Genomic DNA, 21,039 nt, shown 5'->3' with positions numbered 1-21,039 from the left:
CTGAGGTTATTCCTAAACATCCGCCGCTCACCCCCGCACGGCTTGATAGGAATATTCCCATTCAGTTATCGTTACCCCATCGCTTAAGTCTCTTCCTAAGCGAAATTTGCCTCATTTTATTTTTCTATGGCTTCTCAGCCCGCTGCGGCGGGCATTTACCTGTCAGCAGGTTAGACATCATGATCGACTACACCCTCTATGGCCTCAACAAGCACGATGTTGATGAATACCATAAGCAAATATGTTGCCTGCTCGGCAAAAACGTGCTGCTGGTGTTGACCGCCAACAAGCCGATAACCAAACAGAACCTGCTCGCCAGCCTTATCCAGGAGATAGAAAAGCAGCCCGATGATTATTTTCAGCGGCTGCATCGCGCGGCAATAGAAATGATCGGCGTTAACGGGCGCTAAGGCGATATGCGTAAGGCAGACCTCTACGCCATTATTGCCGCCGCCGTCGCGTTGATGATGCTGTTATAGCGATATCAGCGAAGGGATAATCTGCCGCAGAATGTCGAACCTTCCTGCCCCTGCTTTATTTCAAACCGGCCGCTTCGTCAATCAAACCCGCCACCTCATCGGCATGGGAAACCAGCGAGGCATGGCTGGCATTCAGCACCATCACTTTCTTGGCCTGCAGCCGCTGCGCCATGCGCCGCTGATTCTCCGGCGCTATCATGCGATCGTCGCTGGAAAGTTGATACCATGACGGCTTATGTTTCCAGGCGGGCTCGCCGATGGTGTTGCCAAAGGTATCGGCCAGCGGGGCTTTCTGCGCCACCGCCATCACCAATGCCTCGTCGGCGGTCAGATCCTGGCAAAAGCTTTCGTGAAACTTGTCGGTTTTAATCCACAGATAACCGTCGCTGTCCGGGGCCAGATTCTCGACTGCCGCAGGAGGATGCGCTTGCGTAATACCGCCGGCACTTTCACCGGCATCCGGCGCAAACGCGGCGATGTAGACCAGGCCAACCACGTTAGGCTGGTTGCCCATTTCCGTGATCACGGCACCGCCGTAAGAGTGCCCGACCAACAATACCGGTCCCGCTTGCTGCGCGACCATCTTACGCGTACGCTCCGCATCCTCAGCCAGCGACGTCAACGGCATTTCCACCGCATGAATCGCCGTATATCCCCTGCGCGACAACTCGATGATGACCTTACTCCAGTGCGCGGCGCCGCCCCAGAATCCGTGTACCAGCACGATAGTTGGTTTTGTGCTCATTGCTGACTCCTTCATCTCATAGGAAAGCGCCGCAGGCAGATGAACGCCCCCGCAAGGGGCGAGCCTGGCTGCCTTCGACGCCACGCAGTCCCCCTTTTATATAGTCAGCCTCATGGCGTTCAGCAATAGCTACGACGAGTTAACGTCCCCGATTTTCCACCGCCGCCACGGCTTATCGAAGCGGCTTACGCCGCAAGGCCGGGAAAAAAAAGGATTAAAACTAGGATTTTTACCCATACCGATCTAAAATTTCGCGCAAAAACAAAGAGAAGTAAATTTGGCTCACCGGGAAAAGGAATGAAGTTGTGAAGGAAATGATCTCCATCGTTTTTATGGCATGCCTGCTGGCGCTGCTGTTTTCGTGGCTGTTCGTCTACGGTCTTAACATTCATTAAACCCGTAACGACAACCATCCCCCTCCCTGGCGGGCAAGCGGCGCATCGCGACTGATGCGCTAAAACCGGCGCCTGAAGGGTTCACGTACCGCCAAACCCGACGCCACCTCACCTTAGCCTTGCCGTCCGCAAATACATCATTAATTTTTATGAGTCATAACCCCACTGCGTTTCCCCCTTCACCGACTCTTTAACTGCTCAGCGGAGTTCACTCCAGAAGGATGGCTTGCCTGACGCAAAATGTTACCGGTAACTATGCTGTTGATTTCTTTTGGCAATAAACATAAAGCCGCTAATAACCCTACGTTCTTTATAGAAATAAATTATGCATACTTATGGATAAAGGTTTGAATAAAGGGCCTTTGGTCATTGATTATCACCCGCCAAGCTCCTAGAATTCGCGCGTAAAAATACAACTGGGATCGGGTTTCATGTCACCGCTGTGGGTTGCAACGCAATACTGTTATTTTATTGGTCTGTTAGTTTCTATGGTTTTCACCTACCTGGTTAGCCGGGACACCGTCAAAATTCGCTGTATCAGCGCACTGACCATCGGGTTAACCTGGCCGTTGAGCCTGCCGGTGGTGTTGCTGTTTTCGCTGTTCTAACGCCCCAATGCCGCGCGCTGGCTTTTAACAGTCATATTAATGAAAAGAGGCTGACCACCGACGTCATGGTTTTTGGCGTGGGATAAAAAAGTGCCAGCGCAAGGCTGGCATGAAAACGGGAAGCAATGTGAGCAATGTCGTGCCGGATCGGGGGGCACAGAAGGAGACAACCCTTTTCCCCTCACCGGCGAATAAAATGATAATACGTCTCATTATTGAATGCAAAGTCATTTCCCCAGGCAACTTTCCCCTTTGAGAAACTATCAGCCGCGCGGCGATCGCCAGCGCTGATACAATCGCCCCGCTCCCCACACCAGCAGCCAGAGCAAAGCATTCAACCCCAACCATAGCATCAGCAAGTAGAAGAAAGTCTGATAACCGGGTATGCCCCGATCGGCCAAAAACGGGTTGAAGTGAAAAAATTTGACGATCGCGAACGGATTAAGATTGAAACGGTTGAACACGACCGCCGTCAGCAACGGTGGCAACAGCGTATAAAACGCCAGGCTGAACAGCAGCAGGATTTTTGTGCCCGAAGTGTTTTTATAATCTTTCATATCAATAAATTATATCTGTCATCACAGTGCAAAAACCGCCAGGCATTCGTACGCCAATCGACCCCGCGGGCGCAAAAGAGTTCCAGGCCAACGCGGAAATAAAGCCAATCCCGCGTTTAATTGTCATTTAGCGCTCGGGTGATATATACCCTGTGGATGTTAAATTACGATGTCGCCGCGCCGTCTTCAAGCACAGCGTTTACATGGCATCATCAGGAGGCATTAATGAAACCGGACGCACTCTCCCTGCCGCCGACCCCGAAAAAGCTCAAGGTCATCTACGGCTGGTATATTTATGTGATCTATACCCTGCTGGTTTTCAACATTTATATGGCGGTCTACAACGTCTGCGTTCGGCACCCGATCGAGGCCCCGCTGTTGTCGCTGTTTCACAGCCTGTTTCTCGCGTTGATGCTGCAGCAGGTGCTCAAGAAGAACGTCGTTTTCGCCTGGATCTTGCTGAGCTATTTTATTCTGATGCGCCTGTATTACGCCAATGTGCTGCATGTTGAGTTCACGCTGGTGAGCCGTTGCCTGGTGCTGCTGATTCTGACGCTGCTGCTGACCGGCGCCGTAGCCGTCGGGCAACTGTCCACACCGCCGCAGCGGCATGACTGGCTGGCGCGGCTGGGCTGGCGGCAATGGGGGGCGCTCACGGCGCTGGCGGCCATCCTGACGCCGCTGATTACCACCGACTATCTGGGATAAACTGGGGGCTATTTGGGAATATGAGGTTCGGAAATGTCTACGACGCGGCATATTTTGGTGTAGTTACCCGCCTTCTCACAGATCTTGTCCGTGACGAACATGCTAAGGTAGCCCAGCAACAGCAAGTAGCCGGCCATGCACAGAATAAAGATAAGCGTTCTCACCGATAGCGACCAACCTGACAAGAGTATCACGAGCATCATAACCTGAACGAGGCGCTTTAAAAGGATTTCATGTGCGTACTGGCCGCATCGGCGCACGTTCTGTAGTAACATTAAGCCACCACGCCCACCACCGGAAACGCCGATGCACCATCTGATGTTAGACATTGAAACCCTGGATATAAAACCCAGCGCCGTCATTCTGGTGGTTGCGGCGGTGTTTTTCGATCCCCGGACCGGGGAACTCGGCGCCGAATTCGAGGCCGCCGTCAGCAGCCAGAAAGATCAGCCGGGGCGAACCATCAGTCTGGACACGGTCGCCTGGTGGGCGAAACAGTCCGATGAAGCGCGCAAGCTGGCCTTCGGCGGCACCGAGAGCCTCAAGCGCGTGCTGAGCAGTCTCAGCCGTTTTATCCATATGAACAGCACCGATACGGTAAAGGTCTGGGGGAACGGTAAAGAGTTCGACTGCGCGATCCTCGAACACGCCTTCCAGCAGTTGGAAATGCCCTGCCCGTGGAAGTTTTGGGATACTCAGGACGTGCGCACGGTGATCACGCTGGCGGAACTGCATGGCTTTAACCCGAAAAAGGCTCGCCCGTTCGAAGGTATGCCGCATCGTGCGCTGGATGATGCTCGCCACCAGGCCCGTTATGTGGCCGATACCGTCTCGGCGCTCTATTATCGTCAGGGGGCGCAGCGCTGACCCGCTTTGCCCCTTTTCATTTGCCGCCAGAGTCTCTACTCTAGCCCTCTTTGTCACTCGGACGTGCCTTTTCTGTTATGCAAAAGTTTCTGTTTATGCTTCTCAGCCTGGTGCTGCTCGGCCCATTAGGCATCGATCTTTATCTGCCGACGATTCCCGCTATTGCCGTCGGTCTGGGCAGCAGCGAAGCGCTGATCCAATCCACCATATCGCTATTTATTCTGGTACTTGGCCTCGGCCAGGTCGTCGCCGGCCCGCTGGTGGATAACTATGGCCGCAAACCGGTGGCGCTGGCCGGCATTATCCTCTACATGATCGGCGCCGCGATGGCGGCGCTGGCCACCAGCCCGACAATTTTCATCGCTTCGCGTCTGCTGCAAGGAGTGGCCGTTTGCTGTACCGCCGTCGTCGCCTTCAGCGGCGTGCGCGATCGCCTGAATGGTGACGACGCCGCCCGCGCTTTCGGCTTTCTTAACGGCACGCTGAACATCATCCCGGCGCTGGCGCCGCTGCTCGGCGGCCTGCTCGCCGAAGCCTTCGGCTGGCGCGCGCCCTTCTGGTTCCTGGTCGGCTACGCGCTGCTGGTGTTGGTGCTCATCGCGCTGCGCCTGCCGGAAACTCGCCCCGCCGACACCGTGCCGGTCAAGGGGTTGCCGGTGCGTCAATACGCGCGCATCCTCAGCGAACGGCGTTTTCTCTCTTTTGCGGTGGTGAACTCCGGGGCGATGGGCATGGCGCTGACCTACGTTTCTCTGGCACCGAACGTGCTGATGGGCACCGCCGGCCTGACGCCGCTGCAATTCTCGCTGGTGTTCGGCGCCAACGGTTTCTGGATCATGCTGGTCAGCTTCTTCGCCAACCGCATCATCCACAAGGTCGGCCGCCCGGTTTGTCTGGCGACCGGCGGCATGTTGATGGGGCTGGGCTGTCTGGGCCTGCTGCTGGGCGTCATGCTGCTGCCTGCGACGGCGCAAGCGCACTGGCTGGCGTATATGCTGCCCGTCGCCAGCGCCTGCGCCGGGTTGGCATTCGTGATGGGCCCGGCCACCAGCTACGCGTTGGAACCCTACTCCAATGAGGCCGGCGTCGCGTCCGCGCTGGTCGGTTTCGTGCAGATGGCGGGCGGCGCCGCGCTGGGGCTGCTGGCGATGGCGCTGCCGCTGCAACCGAAGCTGTCGCTGGCTCTGGTGATGCTGGCGGGCTGCCTGCTGGCGCTGCACGCGCGGCGGCTCAGCAAGCAGATTAAAGGGCAGATCAGAAAAGTCGCCTGAGCCGCGGCTCAGGCTTCGATGGCGACCGGCACTCGCGCCGCTAACGCCGACAGCAGTTCATAGCCTAACGTCCCTGCCGCCGTGGCCACCTCGTCCACCGGCAGGCGTTTGCCCCACAGCTCCACCTCGGCGCCCAGTTCAACGTGCGGACAGGGCGTCAGATCCACCGCCAGCATATCCATCGATACCGTTCCCAGGGTGCGCGTCAGCACGCCGCCAACCCATACCGGCGTACCGGTCGGCGCATGACGCGGATAGCCGTCGGCATAACCGCAGGCCACCACGCCGATACGCTGCGCACCGGCGGCGCTGTAACGGCCACCGTAGCCCACGCGATCGCCAGACTTCAGCTGCTGAATGCCGATGATTTCACTGCTCAGCGTCATCGCCGGCTGCAGCCCCGTCGCCGCAACGTCATTCCAGCAACCGCTCGGCGAAGCGCCATAGAGAACGATCCCAGGACGGATCCAACTGCCGTGGGTCGAAGGGTGCCACAGCGTGGCGGCCGAGTTGGCCAGGCAGCGCGGCAGCGGTATATCGGTAGCCGCCGCCTCGATGGTGGCCATCTGCTGCGTCACGCCTTCGGGGCCGTCGGCGGTGGCGAAATGGCTCATCAGCGTAAGCTCGGCAATGTTGGCTACTGCCTGCGCCCTGCGCCACACCTCATGCAGCCGCCCGGGTGCGAACCCCAGCCGATTCATGCCACTGTTCACTTTCAGATAGACATTGAGCGGCGCGTTCAGCGTGGCGTCGGCGATCGCCGCCAGTTGCCAGTCGCTGTGCACCGCCGTCGTCAGGCGATAACGGTCAAGCAACGCCAGATCCTGCGGCTGGAAGAAGCCTTCCAACAACAGGATAGGCCCTTGCCAACCCGACTCGCGCAGCAGCACCGCTTCGGCCAGATCCAGCATGGCGAAGCCGTCGGTTTGCGCCATGCTGCGCCAAACGTGTTTGATGCCGTGGCCATAGGCGTTAGCCTTGACCACCGCCCAGACTTTGGCGCCGGGGGCGAAACGGCGCACCACCTGCAGGTTATTTTCAATCGCGCCGAGATGCATCGTGGCAGTTATGGGACGGGGCATCGCTTCTCCTTGGGGCAGCGTACGGCGGCCACGCGCGCCTGCGCGTGGCCGGGAAAGTCTATGACAGAGTCAACGATTAACGTGCGGGATGCACGTCGTTCAGCGGAACCGCGTGTTGCTGACGAAACCCGGCGCTGTAACGCGCCACCGCCAGGTCATCGGAAGGGATCGCCGGCGTAATGCCGGACATCAGATCGGACAACAACTGCCCGGAGCCACAGGCCATCGTCCAGCCCAACGTGCCATGCCCGGTATTGAGATACAGGTTCTTCAGCGAGGTGCGGCCGACAATTGGCGTGCCGTCCGGCGTCATCGGCCGCAGGCCGGTCCAGAACGTCGCCTCTTCCACTCGGCCGCCGTTCGGGTAGAGATCGCGCACAACCATTTCCAGCGTTTCGCGCCGTTTTTGCTCCAGCTGCGTATTGAAACCGACGATCTCCGCCATGCCGCCAACGCGAATGCGCTGGTCGAAGCGTGTGATGGCGATTTTATACGTCTCATCCAATACCGTAGAGAACGGCGCCGCCGCTTCGTCGGTGATAGGAATGGTCAACGAATAGCCCTTCAGCGGGTAAACCGGAATGGACACCAGGCCGCGCAGCAGCGCCGTGGAGTACGAGCCGAACGCCACCACATAGCAGTCGGCCTTGAACACTTCCTCGCCGCACTGCACGCCGGCGATCTTGTCGCCCTCCACCAGCAGACGCTCGACGCTGCGGTTGAACAGGAAGGTGACGCCCGCCTGCTCTGCCATCTTCGCCAACTGTTGCGTAAACAGCTGGCAATCGCCGGTTTCGTCGTTCGGCAACTGCAGGCCACCGGTCAGCTTGTGCGCCACCTGCGCCAATGCTGGCTCGACGCTGCCGAGCTGGCCGGCTTCCAGCAATCTGTAAGGCACGCCGGCATCTTCCAATACCGCAATGTCTTTCGCGGCGTTTTCGAACTGTTGTTGAGTGCGAAACAGCTGCAGCGTGCCGCCCTGGCGACCTTCGTACTGGATGCCGGTTTCCTGACGCAGCGCCTTGATACAATCGCGGCTGTATTCCGCCAGGCGCACCATGCGGCCTTTGTTGGTCATGTAGTGTTCGGTGTTGCAGTTTTTCAACATCTGCCACATCCAGCTCAGCTGGAAGCTGCTGCCGTCGAGGCGGATGGCCAACGGCGCATGGCGCTGGAACATCCACTTGATGGCCTTCAGCGGCACGCCCGGCGCCGCCCAGGGGGCAGCATAACCCGGTGAAATCTGCCCGGCGTTCGCCGCGCTGGTTTCCAGTGCGGGGCCTGGCTGACGATCGATCACCGTTACCTCATGCCCCGCCTTCGCCAAATACCAGGCACTGGCTACGCCCACCACTCCACTACCTAAAATTACCACTCGCATCGCTGACTCCAGCCCAAGGCTTCACAAAGCATAATCTTCTGCTTACAGGAAATTAACTCAGTGAAAAAATCCGTCCAACAACTTCGTCATCAAACGTGACAATATTCACAATTAATTTATCGTCGATGGGCCATGTATTTGCAATAGCCGTCTGCAAATAGCGATAAGATGCGGTTTAGAGGGGATTATGGCGTCATACCGCCACTGAATTGATATCAACGCTATCAATGATAGCACTCAAAAAAGGCGTGATAAGCAACATTGATTTAACAGAATATAAAAATACCAGCCAACATTTAAGCAGAATAAAAATCCAATAAAATAAAAAATACCAACATAACAAACAAAGAGAGCCTCCTCCCTCCGCAGCAGAAAAATCGCGCAAAATTTCAGCTGCCGTTAACCTTGCTTTCACTACTGGAATAAAACACCCGAGCCCATAGCCCACCCGCTTATGTTGAACGCTGCAGCACGATATGAACGTTAAAGCCAGAAGCAGCGCCTAAAGTTCACACTGTCGCTATTGTGGAGAACGCCTCATGTTCATCGCCATTTACCAGTTTTCAGTCAAACCCGGACACGAACACGCCTTTCGCCAGGCTTGGCTAGCGTTGACCCAAGGCATCTATCTGCAGCGCGGCAGCCTCGGCTCGCGCCTGCATCGGGATGTGGGCGGGCAGTTTATCGGCTATGCGCAATGGCCAAGCCGAGTCGCATGGGAAAGCGCCGGTGATATTCAGTTGGATGAACGCTACCGGCAAGCCCGGGAACGAATGCGTGCGACCTTGTTGGCAGATAAAACGCTATTTGAAATGGAAGTGACGGACGATTACCTGCAAATCAGACCGTTTGACTGAGCACAAGCCCACACAGGCGGGCTTGTGGTTGCGGGAACGAGCAGCATCAATGATGCAGCATCTCGTCCACGACTTCTTTGGTTTGCAGTTGGAATGGGTAGTAAGTCGGCCAGTTATCCATCTCTTTCAGCAACGCTTCCTGCGACGTGTTGCCCATAAAGATATGGAAATGCGCCGATTTGCGCGGGCCGATAATGTGATCGCTGAACTGCACGAATTTCGGTGCCAGGCTGCCGGCATCCTGGCACTCGAACAGATAACGCACGCCCTTTTTACCGGAAACATACGTCAGGATCTTATGCCCGGCGTACTTATACTGACAGGCGCTGGATTGGTCACCGCGGTGAAATTCCATGACACCGTTTTCAATGCCGATGGTATCCACATCGGTGGCATACCCTTTGCGGTAATACGCCTTCACTTCGGCGAAGGTCTTGCGCTTGTCCTGTGCCGCTTTCTTCTTGAACACCGGGTCAAGATCCCCATTGAGCAGATAGGGATACACGGATTGCCACACGCCCTCCCAGTCGGCCAGGTCGCGATCTTTGACGTCCTTATCGTCGAACACCCCCGCCTCCGCCTTTTTTTCCGCCTCCGTCAGCGGCTTGCCATGTGAATGATGCCCGTGGGCGCATGCCTGCCCGCTGATAAACAACGCGGCCAGCGCCACCGCCAGTTTGCCAAAATGCCTCGCCAAAATGCGCTCCTTGTCCGTTATCGAGAAAAATTAAAAGTTACAATATAACATAACAATTTTCAATCCTTGTCGTGCAACAGGCATTGTGTTGCGCCCCCCTGCCGCAGGGTTATACTCGAAGAGGAAGTGCGGTGCCGCACCGCCTTCTGCCGGGACGGGCGCCGGATTGATCGCCGTTCGCTCCTTTGCGTACCGGCATTTTTATTTCACTGATTTGCAATGGTTAATTATGACTTGAACTATGCTTGTTACAGGGTCTGCCGTTTGAGCAAGACCCGTGAATAATGAGGGTGCGCTGATGACTACTTCAACACATGAAAAGGTTAAGGATGATAAACGTCTGAGCGATGGACCGGACTGGACGTTCGAACTGCTGCAGGTGTATTTGGAGCAGATCGACCGCGTCGCCAAGCATTACCGACTCGACACCTACCCCCATCAAATCGAGGTGATCACCTCCGAGCAGATGATGGACGCCTATTCGAGCGTCGGCATGCCGATCAACTATACCCATTGGTCCTTCGGCAAGAAGTTCATCGAAACCGAACAGCGCTACAAACAGGGCCAGCAAGGGCTGGCGTATGAAATCGTCATCAACTCCAATCCCTGCATCGCCTACCTGATGGAGGAGAACACCATCACCATGCAGGCGCTGGTGATGGCGCACGCCTGCTATGGCCACAACTCGTTCTTCAAGAATAACTATCTGTTCCGCAGCTGGACCGACGCCAGCTCCATCGTCGATTATCTGCTGTTCGCCCGCCACTACATCAGCCAGTGCGAAGAGCGCTACGGCGTCGATGAAGTGGAGCGGCTGCTGGACTCTTGCCATGCGCTGATGAACTATGGGGTCGACAGGTACAAGCGCCCGCAGAAAATCTCCCTGGTGGAAGAGAAAGCGCGCCAGAAAAGCCGCGAAGAGTATCTGCAAAGCCAGGTGAATACGTTATGGAAGACCTTGCCACGCGTCGAACGCGAAGAGTCGCCGGAGCAGGCGCGCCGGTATCCGAGCGAACCGCAGGAAAATATCCTCTATTTTATTGAAAAGAATGCACCGCTGCTGGAACCCTGGCAGCGTGAGGTGTTGCGCATCGTGCGCAAAGTCAGCCAGTATTTCTACCCGCAAAAGCAGACTCAGGTGATGAACGAGGGTTGGGCCACCTTCTGGCATTACACCATCCTCAACCATCTGTACGATGAGGGCCGAGTGACCGAGCGGTTTATGCTGGAGTTTTTGCACAGCCACACCAACGTGGTGTATCAGCCGCCATACAACAGCCCGTACTATAACGGCATCAACCCTTATGCGCTGGGCTTCGCCATGTTCCAGGACATCAAGCGCATCTGCCAATCGCCGACCGAAGAAGACCGCTACTGGTTCCCGGACATCGCCGGAAAAGACTGGCTGGAGACATTGCACTTCGCCATGCGCGACTTCAAGGACGAGAGCTTTATCAGCCAGTTCCTGTCACCCAAAGTGATGCGCGATTTCCGGTTGTTCACCGTGCTGGACGACGATCGCAACAACTATCTGGAGATTGCCGCGATCCATAACGAAGCCGGGTACCGGGCGATCCGCCAGGAGCTGTCAGCGCAATACAACTTGAGCAACCATGAGCCGAACATTCAGATCTGGAACGTGGATCTGCGCGGTGACCGCTCGCTGACATTGCGCTACATCCCGCAGGAACGCGCGCCACTGGATAAGAGCCGCCGCGACGTGTTGAAGCACCTGCATCGCCTGTGGGGCTTCGACGTGATCCTCGAGCAGCAAAATGAAGACTGCAGTGTAGAGCTGCTCGATCGCTGCCCGCCGCGGCCTACGCCGCTGTAACCGCCACAACGACAAAGGGCGCCGCATGGCGCCCTTTCTTATTTCATTGACTCGCGATTAACGACGCGCTTCGGTCAGATCGCTCGGCATGGTGCCCTGCATGCTCTGCCAAATCGCTCCGCTGTCTTTACCGTAGCTGCGCACGGTATCCATCACCTGGTCGTACAATTTCTCATGGCACAGCGTGGACAGCTTGCTGTAGAAGGCCAGCGCCAGCTTGCGCGCTTCCGGATTGGAGAAGTAGTAACGGCCCACGCGGGTGTACAGCCCTTTCAGACCGTTGAAGATAAGGCCGTAGATCGGGTTGCCGGAAGCGAACGCCAGACCGCGGAAGATCTCGTAATCGAGCAGATTGAAAGCGTCCGCCTGATCTTCTACCTCGGCGGCCTTCGCCAACACTTCCTGGGCCTGCTCCGGATGATTGCGCACCGCGGCGCGAATAAAGATCGACGCGATATTGGTACGCACGGACAGCAGGTTATCGATCAGCTGAGGGACGCTTTTGTGATCGAGACGGGCCACCGTCTCAAGGATATTGAGGCCGGACGTTTCCCAAAAATTGTTCACTTTGGTCGGTTTGCCATGCTGAATGGTCAACCAGCCATCGCGGGCCAGACGTTGCAACACTTCACGTAACGTGGTGCGCGTGACGCCAATCAACTCCGAAAGCTCACGCTCCGCGGGCAAAATAGAGCCAGGGGGGAAGCGATTATTCCAAATACTCTCAATAATGTACTCTTCCGCGAAACCGGCAGGACTCTGCGCCTTTATGACCATGTGTTTGACGTTCCGTTGCGACGATAAAATCAGTAAAAGTAATCAGCTCATCATACCAGATCGTGCTGACATGACATAGCGTGAGCGAAAAACAATAAACGAAAGTGTGCATAACGTGGCAAAAAACGAGCAAAAATACCGGTCGGAGGAATTTTCTCATCGTAAAACAAGCTCAGGTTGCGCACGCCCCCACCGCATTGTTAGGGTACGTGCTACGACTGATTGAAGGATGCATAGAGCACAATGGAAACAACCCTGCGTAGCGCCCTGCTCAAAAATTTTCTGGGGCAATCTCCCGACTGGTACAAACTGACTATTCTCATTTTTCTGGCGATCAACCCCCTGGTGTTCTTTTTCGCCAGCCCGTTTATCGCGGGTTGGCTGCTGGTAGTCGAGTTCATCTTTACCCTGGCGATGGCGCTGAAATGCTACCCGCTGCTGCCGGGCGGCCTGCTGGCGCTCGAGGCCGTGGCCATCGGCATGACCAGCCCGGCGCAGGTCTCGCAGGAAATCGAACATAATCTGGACGTGTTGCTGCTGCTGATCTTTATGGTGGCCGGCATCTACTTTATGAAGCAACTGCTGCTGTTCGTGTTCACCAAGCTGCTGCTCAACATCCGCTCGAAAACGCTGCTGTCGCTGGCGTTCTGCCTGGCCGCTGCCTTTCTTTCCGCCTTCCTCGACGCGCTGACGGTCGTGGCGGTGGTGATCAGCGTGGCCACCGGCTTCTATTCCATCTATCACAACGTGACGTCGAATCGCCCCGACGGCGACATCGGCGATGACAGCGATTTTACCGGCGAAGAGCGCAAACAGACGCTGGAGCAATTCCGCGCCTTTCTGCGCAGCCTGCTGATGCACGCCGGCGTCGGCACCGCGCTCGGCGGGGTCATGACCATGGTGGGCGAGCCGCAAAACCTGATCATCGCCAAAAACGCGGGCTGGGGTTTTATCGATTTCTTCCTGCGAATGTCACCGGTCACGCTGCCGGTGTTGGTGTGCGGCCTGCTGGTTTGTTGGCTGGTAGAACGTTTTCGCCTGTTTGGCTACGGCGCGCAGCTACCGGAAGCGGTACGCGACGTGCTGAAAGAGTATGACCGCAAGGCCACTGCGGGCCGTAGCAAACAAGAACGGCTCAAACTGGTGATGCAAGCGCTGATCGGCGTTTGGCTGGTGCTGGCGCTGGCCTTCCACCTGGCTGAAGTGGGGCTGATTGGCCTGTCGGTCATCGTTCTCGCCACCTCCCTGTGCGGCGTGAACGACGAACACGCCATCGGCAAAGCGTTCCAGGAAGCGCTGCCGTTCACCGCGCTGCTGACGGTGTTTTTCACCGTGGTCGCGGTCATCATCGAGCAGCACCTGTTCAGCCCGGTGATCCAGTTTGTGCTGCGCGCCGAGCCCGCCTCTCAGCTTTCGCTGTTCTACCTGTTCAACGGCCTGCTGTCGTCGGTTTCCGACAACGTGTTCGTCGGCACGGTTTACATCAACGAGGCGCGCACCGCGCTGGAAACCGGCGCTATCGGGCTGAAGCAGTTCGAGCTGCTGGCGGTCGCCATCAATACCGGCACCAACCTGCCCTCGGTCGCTACCCCTAACGGGCAGGCGGCGTTTCTGTTTCTGCTGACGTCTGCGCTGGCGCCGCTGGTGCGTTTGTCGTATGGCCGCATGGTATGGATGGCCCTGCCTTATACGGTGGTGCTGACGGTGGTTGGCCTGCTGTGCGTCCAGTTCACCTTGGAACCGGCGACCGAGCTGTTGACGCAGTGGCATTGGCTGACGCTGCCGTCCATCGACGCCGTCGGCCACTGAGACGGCGCCGGCAGGGTGAACCGACTATTTTTACGCTGAATCCGGCCCAGGTGGCTGGCAGCGAAGAGGAATTGGTTTACACTGCCGGTTCAATTGCTTACTGCATGGAAGAATCTAGATATGTTGCAATTCTTTAACCGCTGTTCACAAGGACGCGGCGCCTGGCTGCTGATGGCCCTGACAGCGTTGGTGTTGGAACTGGTCGCGCTCTATTTCCAGCACGTTATGCTGCTGCAGCCGTGCGTGATGTGCATTTACGAGCGTTGCGCGCTGTTCGGTATCCTTGGCGCCTCGCTGGTGGGCGCCATCGCGCCGAAAACGCCGCTGCGCTACGCGGCGATCTTGCTGTGGATCTACAGCGCCTGGGAAGGCGTACAGCTGGCGTGGAAGCACACCATGATCCAGTTGCATCCTTCGCCATTCAATACCTGCGATTTCTTCGTCAGCTTCCCGTCCTGGCTGCCGCTGGACAAATGGCTGCCGGCGGTGTTTCACGCTTCCGGTGACTGCTCCGTGCGTCAATGGCAATTCCTGACGTTGGAAATGCCGCAATGGTTGGTCGGCATCTTCGGCGCCTATCTGCTGGTGGCGCTGATTGTGCTGATCGCGCAGTTTGTTCGCCCACGCCGCCGCGACCTGTTCGGCCGCTGATCGGCAGACAAACAAAAAACGGCGCCGGAAGGCGCCGTTTTTTTTAGGTATTGCTGCCACATTCCGAGATAAAGCCACCTCAGGTATGTGTAAGGAAGTAAACGAGCACGATCAGCGCTCCAGCTACGGCAAACAGGCGGATCATTTTCATTGTTATACTCTCGAACTTGCGGGAGAGTGGCCAAATTACCCAACTTATCGTTTAAAAAGAAGCATCCTGGCACAATTAAGCGCGTAATTTACATAACATTAAACTTCTGCGATATCGGCGACTAAAAACTGGCTGTTCTGGCTCATTCCTTTCAGCCTTCGAGCATCAATAAATTACCGTTACTTATGAACGACTGCACCTTTGTCACATTCAGAGCACAATATTTTGGTGAAGTTTACCCATAAAATCCTTATAGTATCGGCAAAGTGAGTACTACCGATTTCCCTGGTGTTGTTGTGTGTCTTGCCCCTCATCTTTGCAGGGGCTTTTTTCCCCTTCCTCCCCCACACAAGCCCTTACCATCCTTAAATAAATTGTTGGAATTTGCCTCTATCCGGCAGCAAGCATCAACGCCATTCGCGCACTAAAGATTAAAATCGTTCGCGATGCTTTCCCTATGCTAAATGACGTGTTGACTTTCACCCTTTCTTCCTGTGAGCCAGGTTTTGGCTGACTACAGCACATCATATGACATCAAGGAAACGATACTATGCCGGATACCACATTGCCCCCTTCGTCTCAGCGCCCCTTCCTGCGGCGCATGCTGCTCAAAGCCGGGAAAAAATTCCTGCGCTGGAACGGCGAATTTCAGACTCGCCATTCGCTCATCTCCACCACGCCGCGGATCGGTAATCATGAATTTCATTGGGTGACGGCGCTGGAAGCTCGTTGGCCGGCCATTCGCGAGGAGTTGGATCGGTTGCTGGAGCACCCGGAGGATATCCCAGCGTTCCACCAAATATCGCCGGATCAGAAACGCATCTCTAAAGGAGATAACTGGAAAACCTTCGGGCTGTTTGTCTACGGGCAACGGGTTGATGAAAACTGCGCCGTCTGCCCGCGCACGGCAGAGGCGGTCAGCGAGATCCCGGGCATGCGCACCGCCATGTTTTCAATCCTCAAACCGCACTATCACATCGTGCCCCACAAGGGCCCGACTCGAGCCGTCGTGCGCGCGCATCTGGGATTGATCGTGCCAAAGGATCGGGACAAGCTCTGGATCCGCGTTGACGACCAAATTCTGCACTGGGATGAAGGCAAGGTGATTTTGTTTGATGATTCTTATGAACACGAGGTCCGCAATGATACCGACGAGCTGCGTGCGGTGCTGTTTCTCGATATCGACCGGCCAATGGACAAAGTGGGCACGGCGGTGAATAAACTGCTGTTCAGCCTGATCAAAGCCAGCCCGTATGTGAAGCAGCCGCTGAAAAATCTGGCCAACTGGCATCGCCGAGATAAAAAAGCGTGAAGCAAGAGTCTCACGCGCGTAAGCTCAATAGCCAAGAGGGCGGAATGTCTTAACACGCCGCCCTCTGGCATTAAAACTCGTGTTGCCGAGCAACATCTGTCAAGGTATCCGCGTTATCTGGCCCAGTCAGGCTTATTGAGGATATGATCCTGCCAGTCCACTACTTCACTCTCGCGCACCGCAATATGCCGCACCGTGATGCGCTCGCCGTGCATCGCCGCTTTGGAGCCGCTGATCAGCGGGTGCCAGGGAAACAGCGGCTTGCCTTCGCCGATCAGGCGATAGGCGCAGGTCGGCGGCAGCCAATCGAAGGTAGTGAGGTTCTCGCGCGTCAGTTTGATGCAGTCTTCTTCCAGCTCGAAGCGCCGCTCATAGTTACGGCATTGGCAGGATTTGATGTTGAGCTGGTTGCAGGCTACGTTGGTAAAATAAATCTCGTCGGTATCTTCGTCGATCAGCTTATTCAAACAGCATTGCCCGCACCCGTCGCACAGCGATTCCCACTCTTGTTCTGACATTTCCGCCAGCGTTTTCTGTTGCCAAAAAGCGAGTTGTGACATGTTAGCGTCCGGTTTCGGTAAATGGATAAGTCACCTGCGCGCAGGTTCGAGGGGGGACTATATAGACATTTTAGCCACAAGATGCAAGCTTTGCCGCCGACGATGCCGGCGGCAAGGAGAAATCAGATCACCCGGGTGCTGAGCGTTTTGCCGTTCAGGCTGATTTTCAGCATGTCGCCGGAAGCCATCGGGCCCACGCCCTGCGGCGTGCCGGTCAGAATGATGTCGCCGGCGCGCAGCGTGAAGAAGCGGCTCATGTAGCTGATAAGCGGCAGGATTGGCGTGATCATGTCGCGCGTATTGCCCTGCTGGCGCAATTGATCGTTGACGGTCAACGACAGCTCGGCGTTTTGCGGATCGCCGAATTCCGCCACCGGGATAAATCCCGACATCGGGCAGGAACCGTCGAAGGCCTTGGCCTTTTCCCACGGCTGACCGGCCTTTTTAAAGCCCGCTTGCAGATCGCGCAGCGTCAGATCGAGCGCCACACCGTAACCGGCGATCGCCCGCGCAACGCGATCTTCGTTGGCCTGTTTCAACGGCGTGCCGATCAATACCGCCAGCTCCACCTCATGATGCACCGCACCGAACTCTTTGGGGATGGCCACCGGCTGGCGAATATCACACAACGCCGTTTCCGGTTTGATAAACACCACCGGTTCGACGGACACCGCGCTGCCCATTTCCTTGATGTGATCGGCGTAGTTGCTGCCGACGCAGACCACCTTGTTCACTGGGAAATCGAGCAGCGAACCCTGCCAGTCTCTATGTTGATACATACCGCTTCTCCCAAACTGTAGAGGCTTGGCGCGCCAAGCCGATTATTGGTGTGCCGGATCAATGCCCGATCGCGTCTGCCATCATACCCACGGCGAGAGCGAAATAGTAAGAGCGATTCCAGTGCATGAGGGTGCGGAAATTATCATAGACCAGGAACGTCCGCCCCTGCAGATCATCCGGCGCGATAATCCAACCGCGCTGCACGGCATGCGGCAACGCACTGCCATCCGCGCGGCGCACCCCGCGTTTTTGCCAGTCGTTGACGCTGCGCGCCTGCGCGTCTTTCAGACCCAGTTCGGCCCGGTTGAAACCGGCGGGCAATTTGACCTCGCGCCCCCAACCGATGCCGGGCTGCCAACCCTCTTTGGACAAATAGCTGGCTGTAGACGCGAAAACGTCGTCAATGTTATTCCAGATATCAATGCGCCCATCGCCGTCGCCATCCGCCGCATAGCGCAAGAAGGAGCTCGGCATAAACTGGCATTGCCCCATCGCGCCGGCCCAGGAGCCTTTCAGCGGCGTATCGCCGACATGCCCCTGCTCGACTATCTGCAGCGCCGCCATCAGTTCCTGGCTGAAAAAAGCTTCACGGCGCCCTTCAAACGCCAAGGTCGCCAGCGCAGACACCACGTCTTCCCGCCCCTGAATCTTGCCGTAGGCGCTCTCCATCCCCCACAGCGCGATGATATAACGCCCTGGCACCCGATAGCGCTCGCTGGCCCGCAACCATTGCGCATGGCGCAGCCGATACAGTTCGCGCCCCTGGCGCACCTTGGCGGGCGACATCACCCGCCGTAGATAGTCGTCCAGGGTTACCTTCTGCTCCGGCTGATTGCGATCGGCCTTGATCACCCGATCGACGAAATGGATTTGCGCAAACGCGCGATCAAGGGTGGCCTGACTGATGCCCTGTTCCCGCGCCCGGCGCTTAAGTTGATCGACATACGCCGGGAACTGCGCCGGATCGCGGCCGCTCGCCGCCAGCGTCGTCTCCTGCGCCGCCTGCGATGCGCCGGGCATCAGCACCCCGCCCAGCGCCAACCAGGCGGCCAATACGGTCTTTCTCGCCGAACGTGTCATCGCGCCTCCCCTGGCCGTGGCGACTGTCTCAGGCCTTATCGCCCGCCAGATGCTGATTGAGCAGGTTTTCAACCGGCGGCGGGAACTGCAGATAATAGCCTTCGTCTTTCAACGCCTGCTTCACCTTTTCGATATCTGCCGAGGCCAATTTCTTGCGCTCATCGAGCGACAGCATCATGGCGAATTGCGGCACGCCGAAACTTTTCATCAGCTCTTCCGGCACACGAGAGAAATCGTCTTTTTTTTCGACATAAAGATAAGTTTGATCGCGTTTCGGGCTTCTATAGATCACACAAAGCATTTTTTTAACTCTATTTAATTGAGGGAGCGTCTTGCCTGGATATAACTCTGACTATAACATGCTTATAGTACATCGGAATATCGCACCCCGAGTGGTATTCCGGGGATTTAAAGTTGCTGAGACTGAGTCAGGATAGATGTCACAATCGCCAATTGAGCTAAAAGGCAGCAGTTTTACCCTATCGGTTGTTCATTTGCATAATTCGCAGCCCGAGGTAATACGCCAGGCGTTACAGGAAAAAGTTGAGCAAGCGCCCGCTTTTCTGAAAAACGCCCCTGTTGTTATCAACGTCGCAACGCTGGAAGGCGATGCGAACTGGAAAGAACTTCAACAGGCTGTCGCGGCAGCAGGTCTGCGCGTTGTGGGTATCAGCGGTTGCAGAGATGAGCGTCAAAAGCGCGCGATAGCCCGCGCCGGGCTGCCGCTGCTGAGCGAAGGCAAAGGCCAGAAAATGGCGGCACCGGAGCCTGCGCCAGCGCCCGTGGTGGCGGATAACGCCCCCGCCAAAACGCGCATCATCAGTACGCCTGTCCGCTCCGGCCAACAGATTTACGCCCGCAACAGCGATCTTATCGTGACCAGCAGCGTCAGCGCCGGCGCCGAATTGATTGCCGACGGCAATATTCATGTCTACGGCATGATGCGCGGTCGCGCACTGGCAGGCGCGTCAGGCGACACGCAATGTCAGATTTTTTGCACCCACCTGGCGGCTGAGCTAGTCTCTATCGCAGGGCAGTACTGGTTGAGCGACCAAATCCCGTCCGATTACGTCGGGCAGGCCGTACGACTCAGCCTGTTGGATAACGCTTTAACCATACAACCTTTAAATTAAGCCCTTTTGACAAGGAATCCATTTCATGGCACGCATTATTGTTGTTACATCGGGTAAAGGGGGCGTTGGCAAGACCACTTCGAGCGCGGCCATCGCTACCGGCCTGGCCCAAAAAGGCAAGAAAACCGTCGTGATCGATTTCGATATCGGTCTGCGTAATCTTGACCTGATCATGGGCTGCGAACGTCGGGTAGTTTATGATTTCGTGAACGTGATTCAGGGCGATGCCACGCTGAATCAGGCGTTGATCAAAGACAAACGCACTGAAAACCTCTATATCCTGCCGGCTTCGCAGACACGCGACAAAGACGCGTTAACCCGTGAAGGCGTTGAAAAAGTCCTCAACGATCTCGGCGAGATGGATTTTGACTTCGTGGTCTGCGACTCACCGGCCGGTATCGAAACCGGTGCGCTGATGGCGCTGTATTTCGCCGACGAAGCTATCATCACCACCAACCCGGAAGTCTCTTCGGTACGCGACTCCGACCGTATCCTGGGCATTCTCTCTTCCAAATCACGCCGCGCTGAGAAAGGCGAATCGCCTATCAAGGAACACCTGCTGCTGACCCGTTACAACCCGGGCCGCGTCAGCCGTGGCGACATGCTGAGCATGGAAGACGTGCTGGAAATCCTGCGCATTCCGCTGGTGGGCGTGATCCCGGAAGACCAGTCCGTACTACGCGCTTCCAACCAGGGTGAGCCTGTCATTCTGGATGCCGAGTCAGACGCCGGTAAGGCGTATGATGATACCGTTTGCCGCTTGTTGGGGGAAGAACGCCCATTCCGCTTCATTGAAGAAGAGAAGAAGGGTTTCCTGAAACGCCTTTTTGGGGGATAAACCATGGCCTTATTAGACTTCTTTCTGTCCCGCAAAAAACAGACAGCCAATATAGCCAAGGAACGGCTGCAGATTATCGTCGCAGAGCGTCGCCGCGGGGACAGTGAGCCCCCGTATCTGCCTGATTTGAAACGCGATATTCTGGCGGTTATTTGCAAATACATTCAGATCGATCCTGAAATGCTGCATGTGCAGTTCGAGCAGAAAGGGGACGATATTTCGGTACTTGAACTTAACGTGACATTACCGGAATCGGAAGAAGCAGCTAAATGATTGCGACGCATTAATTACCCCCTGTATATTTTATGCAGGGGGTAACTGTATGTACATCCAGTTATTAAGCATTATCGGCAGCAAAAAATCGATTTTTCCCTTTGGGACAATTCCCAATTAACTTTGCCGCCACCTCGTTTAAAGTAAATTCTGGCCAGATTTACCTTCAACGCATTATTTCCTGCCTATATTCA

The 21,039-nt window shown here is 56.3% G+C and carries 23 protein-coding genes; 13 read left to right on the top strand and 10 right to left on the bottom strand.

Annotated features, from left to right (window positions below; translation table 11 throughout):
- Positions 1–179 precede the first annotated feature (179 nt).
- Positions 180–410, top strand: a complete 231-nt coding sequence (locus tag ACJ8PN_RS15565; protein ID WP_004932237.1) for a hypothetical protein — start codon at positions 180–182, stop codon at positions 408–410.
- A 124-nt stretch (positions 411–534) separates the two neighbouring features.
- On the opposite strand, the gene ACJ8PN_RS15560 is transcribed toward ACJ8PN_RS15565, so the two are convergent.
- Entirely contained in the window at positions 535–1,224 is a 690-nt protein-coding gene (locus tag ACJ8PN_RS15560) for an alpha/beta hydrolase (RefSeq protein ID WP_004932239.1), read from the bottom strand.
- 826 nt (positions 1,225–2,050) lie between these two features.
- On the opposite strand from ACJ8PN_RS15560, the gene ACJ8PN_RS15555 reads away from it, so the two are divergent.
- On the top strand, positions 2,051–2,227 hold the full coding sequence (locus tag ACJ8PN_RS15555; protein WP_015378105.1) for a GhoT/OrtT family toxin: 177 nt from the start codon (positions 2,051–2,053) through the stop codon (positions 2,225–2,227).
- A 263-nt stretch (positions 2,228–2,490) separates the two neighbouring features.
- On the opposite strand, the gene ACJ8PN_RS15550 is transcribed toward ACJ8PN_RS15555, so the two are convergent.
- Entirely contained in the window at positions 2,491–2,784 is a 294-nt protein-coding gene (locus tag ACJ8PN_RS15550) for a hypothetical protein (protein ID WP_015378107.1), read from the bottom strand.
- 225 nt (positions 2,785–3,009) lie between these two features.
- Here ACJ8PN_RS15550 and ACJ8PN_RS15545 point away from each other — a divergent pair, with 225 nt between their 5' ends.
- From ACJ8PN_RS15545 to ACJ8PN_RS15535, 3 genes are all read left to right on the top strand, one after another.
- Entirely contained in the window at positions 3,010–3,492 is a 483-nt protein-coding gene (locus ACJ8PN_RS15545) for a hypothetical protein (protein WP_442535053.1), read from the top strand.
- Between the two features lie 306 nt (positions 3,493–3,798).
- Positions 3,799–4,359 carry a 3'-5' exonuclease gene (locus ACJ8PN_RS15540; protein WP_049186401.1) on the top strand — a complete coding sequence of 187 codons (561 nt, stop codon included), beginning with the start codon at positions 3,799–3,801 and terminating at the stop codon, positions 4,357–4,359.
- Between the two features lie 77 nt (positions 4,360–4,436).
- Positions 4,437–5,630, top strand: a complete 1,194-nt coding sequence (locus ACJ8PN_RS15535; RefSeq protein WP_351109615.1) for a Bcr/CflA family efflux MFS transporter — start codon at positions 4,437–4,439, stop codon at positions 5,628–5,630.
- Between the two features lie 8 nt (positions 5,631–5,638).
- Here the strand turns inward: ACJ8PN_RS15535 and dadX are convergent, their stop codons facing one another.
- Together dadX and ACJ8PN_RS15525 are read right to left on the bottom strand one after the other, a co-directional pair.
- Positions 5,639–6,712, bottom strand: coding sequence for a catabolic alanine racemase DadX (gene dadX / locus ACJ8PN_RS15530; RefSeq protein ID WP_411260828.1), 1,074 nt, complete (start codon positions 6,710–6,712; stop codon positions 5,639–5,641).
- Positions 6,713–6,788: 76 nt separating this feature from the next.
- The gene (locus tag ACJ8PN_RS15525) at positions 6,789–8,093 is read right to left on the bottom strand and encodes a D-amino acid dehydrogenase (RefSeq protein WP_437188773.1); all 1,305 of its coding nucleotides are present in this window, start codon (positions 8,091–8,093) and stop codon (positions 6,789–6,791) included.
- 539 nt (positions 8,094–8,632) lie between these two features.
- Here ACJ8PN_RS15525 and ACJ8PN_RS15520 point away from each other — a divergent pair.
- Complete coding sequence (locus ACJ8PN_RS15520; protein ID WP_033632861.1) at positions 8,633–8,950, top strand: antibiotic biosynthesis monooxygenase family protein; 318 nt, start codon at positions 8,633–8,635, stop codon at positions 8,948–8,950.
- A 46-nt stretch (positions 8,951–8,996) separates the two neighbouring features.
- On the opposite strand, the gene zinT is transcribed toward ACJ8PN_RS15520, so the two are convergent.
- Positions 8,997–9,647: a metal-binding protein ZinT gene (gene zinT, locus ACJ8PN_RS15515; RefSeq protein ID WP_004932265.1), complete on the bottom strand. Its 651-nt coding sequence runs from the start codon at positions 9,645–9,647 to the stop codon at positions 8,997–8,999.
- 298 nt (positions 9,648–9,945) lie between these two features.
- Here zinT and ACJ8PN_RS15510 point away from each other — a divergent pair, with 298 nt between their 5' ends.
- Positions 9,946–11,481: a SpoVR family protein gene (locus tag ACJ8PN_RS15510; protein WP_442535052.1), complete on the top strand. Its 1,536-nt coding sequence runs from the start codon at positions 9,946–9,948 to the stop codon at positions 11,479–11,481.
- A gap of 57 nt (positions 11,482–11,538) precedes the next feature.
- On the opposite strand, the gene fadR is transcribed toward ACJ8PN_RS15510, so the two are convergent.
- The gene (fadR, locus tag ACJ8PN_RS15505; RefSeq protein ID WP_004932271.1) at positions 11,539–12,258 is read right to left on the bottom strand and encodes a fatty acid metabolism transcriptional regulator FadR; all 720 of its coding nucleotides are present in this window, start codon (positions 12,256–12,258) and stop codon (positions 11,539–11,541) included.
- A gap of 243 nt (positions 12,259–12,501) precedes the next feature.
- Here fadR and nhaB point away from each other — a divergent pair, with 243 nt between their 5' ends.
- From nhaB to ACJ8PN_RS15490, 3 genes are all read left to right on the top strand, one after another.
- On the top strand, positions 12,502–14,067 hold the full coding sequence (gene nhaB / locus ACJ8PN_RS15500; protein WP_171454174.1) for a sodium/proton antiporter NhaB: 1,566 nt from the start codon (positions 12,502–12,504) through the stop codon (positions 14,065–14,067).
- Positions 14,068–14,187: 120 nt separating this feature from the next.
- Positions 14,188–14,718, top strand: a complete 531-nt coding sequence (gene dsbB / locus ACJ8PN_RS15495) for a disulfide bond formation protein DsbB (RefSeq protein WP_004932277.1) — start codon at positions 14,188–14,190, stop codon at positions 14,716–14,718.
- Positions 14,719–15,419: 701 nt separating this feature from the next.
- Positions 15,420–16,181, top strand: a complete 762-nt coding sequence (locus ACJ8PN_RS15490) for an aspartyl/asparaginyl beta-hydroxylase domain-containing protein (RefSeq protein WP_351105949.1) — start codon at positions 15,420–15,422, stop codon at positions 16,179–16,181.
- Between the two features lie 113 nt (positions 16,182–16,294).
- On the opposite strand, the gene ACJ8PN_RS15485 is transcribed toward ACJ8PN_RS15490, so the two are convergent.
- From ACJ8PN_RS15485 to ACJ8PN_RS15470, 4 genes are all read right to left on the bottom strand, one after another.
- The gene (locus tag ACJ8PN_RS15485) at positions 16,295–16,741 is read right to left on the bottom strand and encodes a YcgN family cysteine cluster protein (RefSeq protein WP_004932284.1); all 447 of its coding nucleotides are present in this window, start codon (positions 16,739–16,741) and stop codon (positions 16,295–16,297) included.
- A gap of 122 nt (positions 16,742–16,863) precedes the next feature.
- The gene (locus ACJ8PN_RS15480) at positions 16,864–17,520 is read right to left on the bottom strand and encodes a fumarylacetoacetate hydrolase family protein (protein WP_004932286.1); all 657 of its coding nucleotides are present in this window, start codon (positions 17,518–17,520) and stop codon (positions 16,864–16,866) included.
- 58 nt (positions 17,521–17,578) lie between these two features.
- Positions 17,579–18,541 (bottom strand): lytic murein transglycosylase, encoded by a 963-nt coding sequence (locus ACJ8PN_RS15475; protein WP_230858006.1) that lies wholly within the window; start codon positions 18,539–18,541, stop codon positions 17,579–17,581.
- A gap of 88 nt (positions 18,542–18,629) precedes the next feature.
- The gene (locus tag ACJ8PN_RS15470; RefSeq protein WP_004932294.1) at positions 18,630–18,902 is read right to left on the bottom strand and encodes a YcgL domain-containing protein; all 273 of its coding nucleotides are present in this window, start codon (positions 18,900–18,902) and stop codon (positions 18,630–18,632) included.
- A 136-nt stretch (positions 18,903–19,038) separates the two neighbouring features.
- Here ACJ8PN_RS15470 and minC point away from each other — a divergent pair, with 136 nt between their 5' ends.
- Genes minC through minE form a run of 3 tightly spaced genes read left to right on the top strand, consistent with a single transcriptional unit; the run spans position 19,039 to position 20,845 of the window.
- Positions 19,039–19,734: a septum site-determining protein MinC gene (minC, locus tag ACJ8PN_RS15465; protein WP_004932297.1), complete on the top strand. Its 696-nt coding sequence runs from the start codon at positions 19,039–19,041 to the stop codon at positions 19,732–19,734.
- Between the two features lie 25 nt (positions 19,735–19,759).
- The gene (gene minD / locus ACJ8PN_RS15460; protein ID WP_004932300.1) at positions 19,760–20,572 is read left to right on the top strand and encodes a septum site-determining protein MinD; all 813 of its coding nucleotides are present in this window, start codon (positions 19,760–19,762) and stop codon (positions 20,570–20,572) included.
- Between the two features lie 3 nt (positions 20,573–20,575).
- The gene (gene minE, locus ACJ8PN_RS15455; RefSeq protein ID WP_004932303.1) at positions 20,576–20,845 is read left to right on the top strand and encodes a cell division topological specificity factor MinE; all 270 of its coding nucleotides are present in this window, start codon (positions 20,576–20,578) and stop codon (positions 20,843–20,845) included.
- Positions 20,846–21,039: the final 194 nt, after the last annotated feature.

This window comes from Serratia sp. CY76391, from assembly GCF_052166695.1.
GTDB lineage: Bacteria > Pseudomonadota > Gammaproteobacteria > Enterobacterales > Enterobacteriaceae > Serratia > Serratia nematodiphila.
Note: the sequence above shows the minus strand (reverse complement) of the source record. Positions and strands in the feature narration are given on the sequence as shown.

Bases quoted from the DNA above. Each gene is read 5' to 3' on its own strand.
- minD (WP_004932300.1), top strand. From the start codon at position 19,760: ATGGCACGCATTATTGTTGTTACATCGGGTAAAGGGGGCGTTGGCAAG.
- ACJ8PN_RS15560 (WP_004932239.1), bottom strand. From the start codon at position 1,224: ATGAGCACAAAACCAACTATCGTGCTGGTACACGGATTCTGGGGCGGC.
- nhaB (WP_171454174.1), top strand. From the start codon at position 12,502: ATGGAAACAACCCTGCGTAGCGCCCTGCTCAAAAATTTTCTGGGGCAA.
- ACJ8PN_RS15525 (WP_437188773.1), bottom strand. From the start codon at position 8,093: ATGCGAGTGGTAATTTTAGGTAGTGGAGTGGTGGGCGTAGCCAGTGCC.
- ACJ8PN_RS15535 (WP_351109615.1), top strand. From the start codon at position 4,437: ATGCAAAAGTTTCTGTTTATGCTTCTCAGCCTGGTGCTGCTCGGCCCA.
- ACJ8PN_RS15490 (WP_351105949.1), top strand. From the start codon at position 15,420: ATGCCGGATACCACATTGCCCCCTTCGTCTCAGCGCCCCTTCCTGCGG.
- minE (WP_004932303.1), top strand. From the start codon at position 20,576: ATGGCCTTATTAGACTTCTTTCTGTCCCGCAAAAAACAGACAGCCAAT.
- ACJ8PN_RS15545 (WP_442535053.1), top strand. From the start codon at position 3,010: ATGAAACCGGACGCACTCTCCCTGCCGCCGACCCCGAAAAAGCTCAAG.
- ACJ8PN_RS15480 (WP_004932286.1), bottom strand. From the start codon at position 17,520: ATGTATCAACATAGAGACTGGCAGGGTTCGCTGCTCGATTTCCCAGTG.
- ACJ8PN_RS15540 (WP_049186401.1), top strand. From the start codon at position 3,799: ATGCACCATCTGATGTTAGACATTGAAACCCTGGATATAAAACCCAGC.
- ACJ8PN_RS15470 (WP_004932294.1), bottom strand. From the start codon at position 18,902: ATGCTTTGTGTGATCTATAGAAGCCCGAAACGCGATCAAACTTATCTT.
- ACJ8PN_RS15555 (WP_015378105.1), top strand. From the start codon at position 2,051: ATGTCACCGCTGTGGGTTGCAACGCAATACTGTTATTTTATTGGTCTG.
- ACJ8PN_RS15475 (WP_230858006.1), bottom strand. From the start codon at position 18,541: ATGCCCGGCGCATCGCAGGCGGCGCAGGAGACGACGCTGGCGGCGAGC.
- ACJ8PN_RS15520 (WP_033632861.1), top strand. From the start codon at position 8,633: ATGTTCATCGCCATTTACCAGTTTTCAGTCAAACCCGGACACGAACAC.
- dsbB (WP_004932277.1), top strand. From the start codon at position 14,188: ATGTTGCAATTCTTTAACCGCTGTTCACAAGGACGCGGCGCCTGGCTG.
- fadR (WP_004932271.1), bottom strand. From the start codon at position 12,258: ATGGTCATAAAGGCGCAGAGTCCTGCCGGTTTCGCGGAAGAGTACATT.
- ACJ8PN_RS15565 (WP_004932237.1), top strand. From the start codon at position 180: ATGATCGACTACACCCTCTATGGCCTCAACAAGCACGATGTTGATGAA.
- minC (WP_004932297.1), top strand. From the start codon at position 19,039: ATGTCACAATCGCCAATTGAGCTAAAAGGCAGCAGTTTTACCCTATCG.
- dadX (WP_411260828.1), bottom strand. From the start codon at position 6,712: ATGCCCCGTCCCATAACTGCCACGATGCATCTCGGCGCGATTGAAAAT.
- ACJ8PN_RS15550 (WP_015378107.1), bottom strand. From the start codon at position 2,784: ATGAAAGATTATAAAAACACTTCGGGCACAAAAATCCTGCTGCTGTTC.
- ACJ8PN_RS15485 (WP_004932284.1), bottom strand. From the start codon at position 16,741: ATGTCACAACTCGCTTTTTGGCAACAGAAAACGCTGGCGGAAATGTCA.
- ACJ8PN_RS15510 (WP_442535052.1), top strand. From the start codon at position 9,946: ATGACTACTTCAACACATGAAAAGGTTAAGGATGATAAACGTCTGAGC.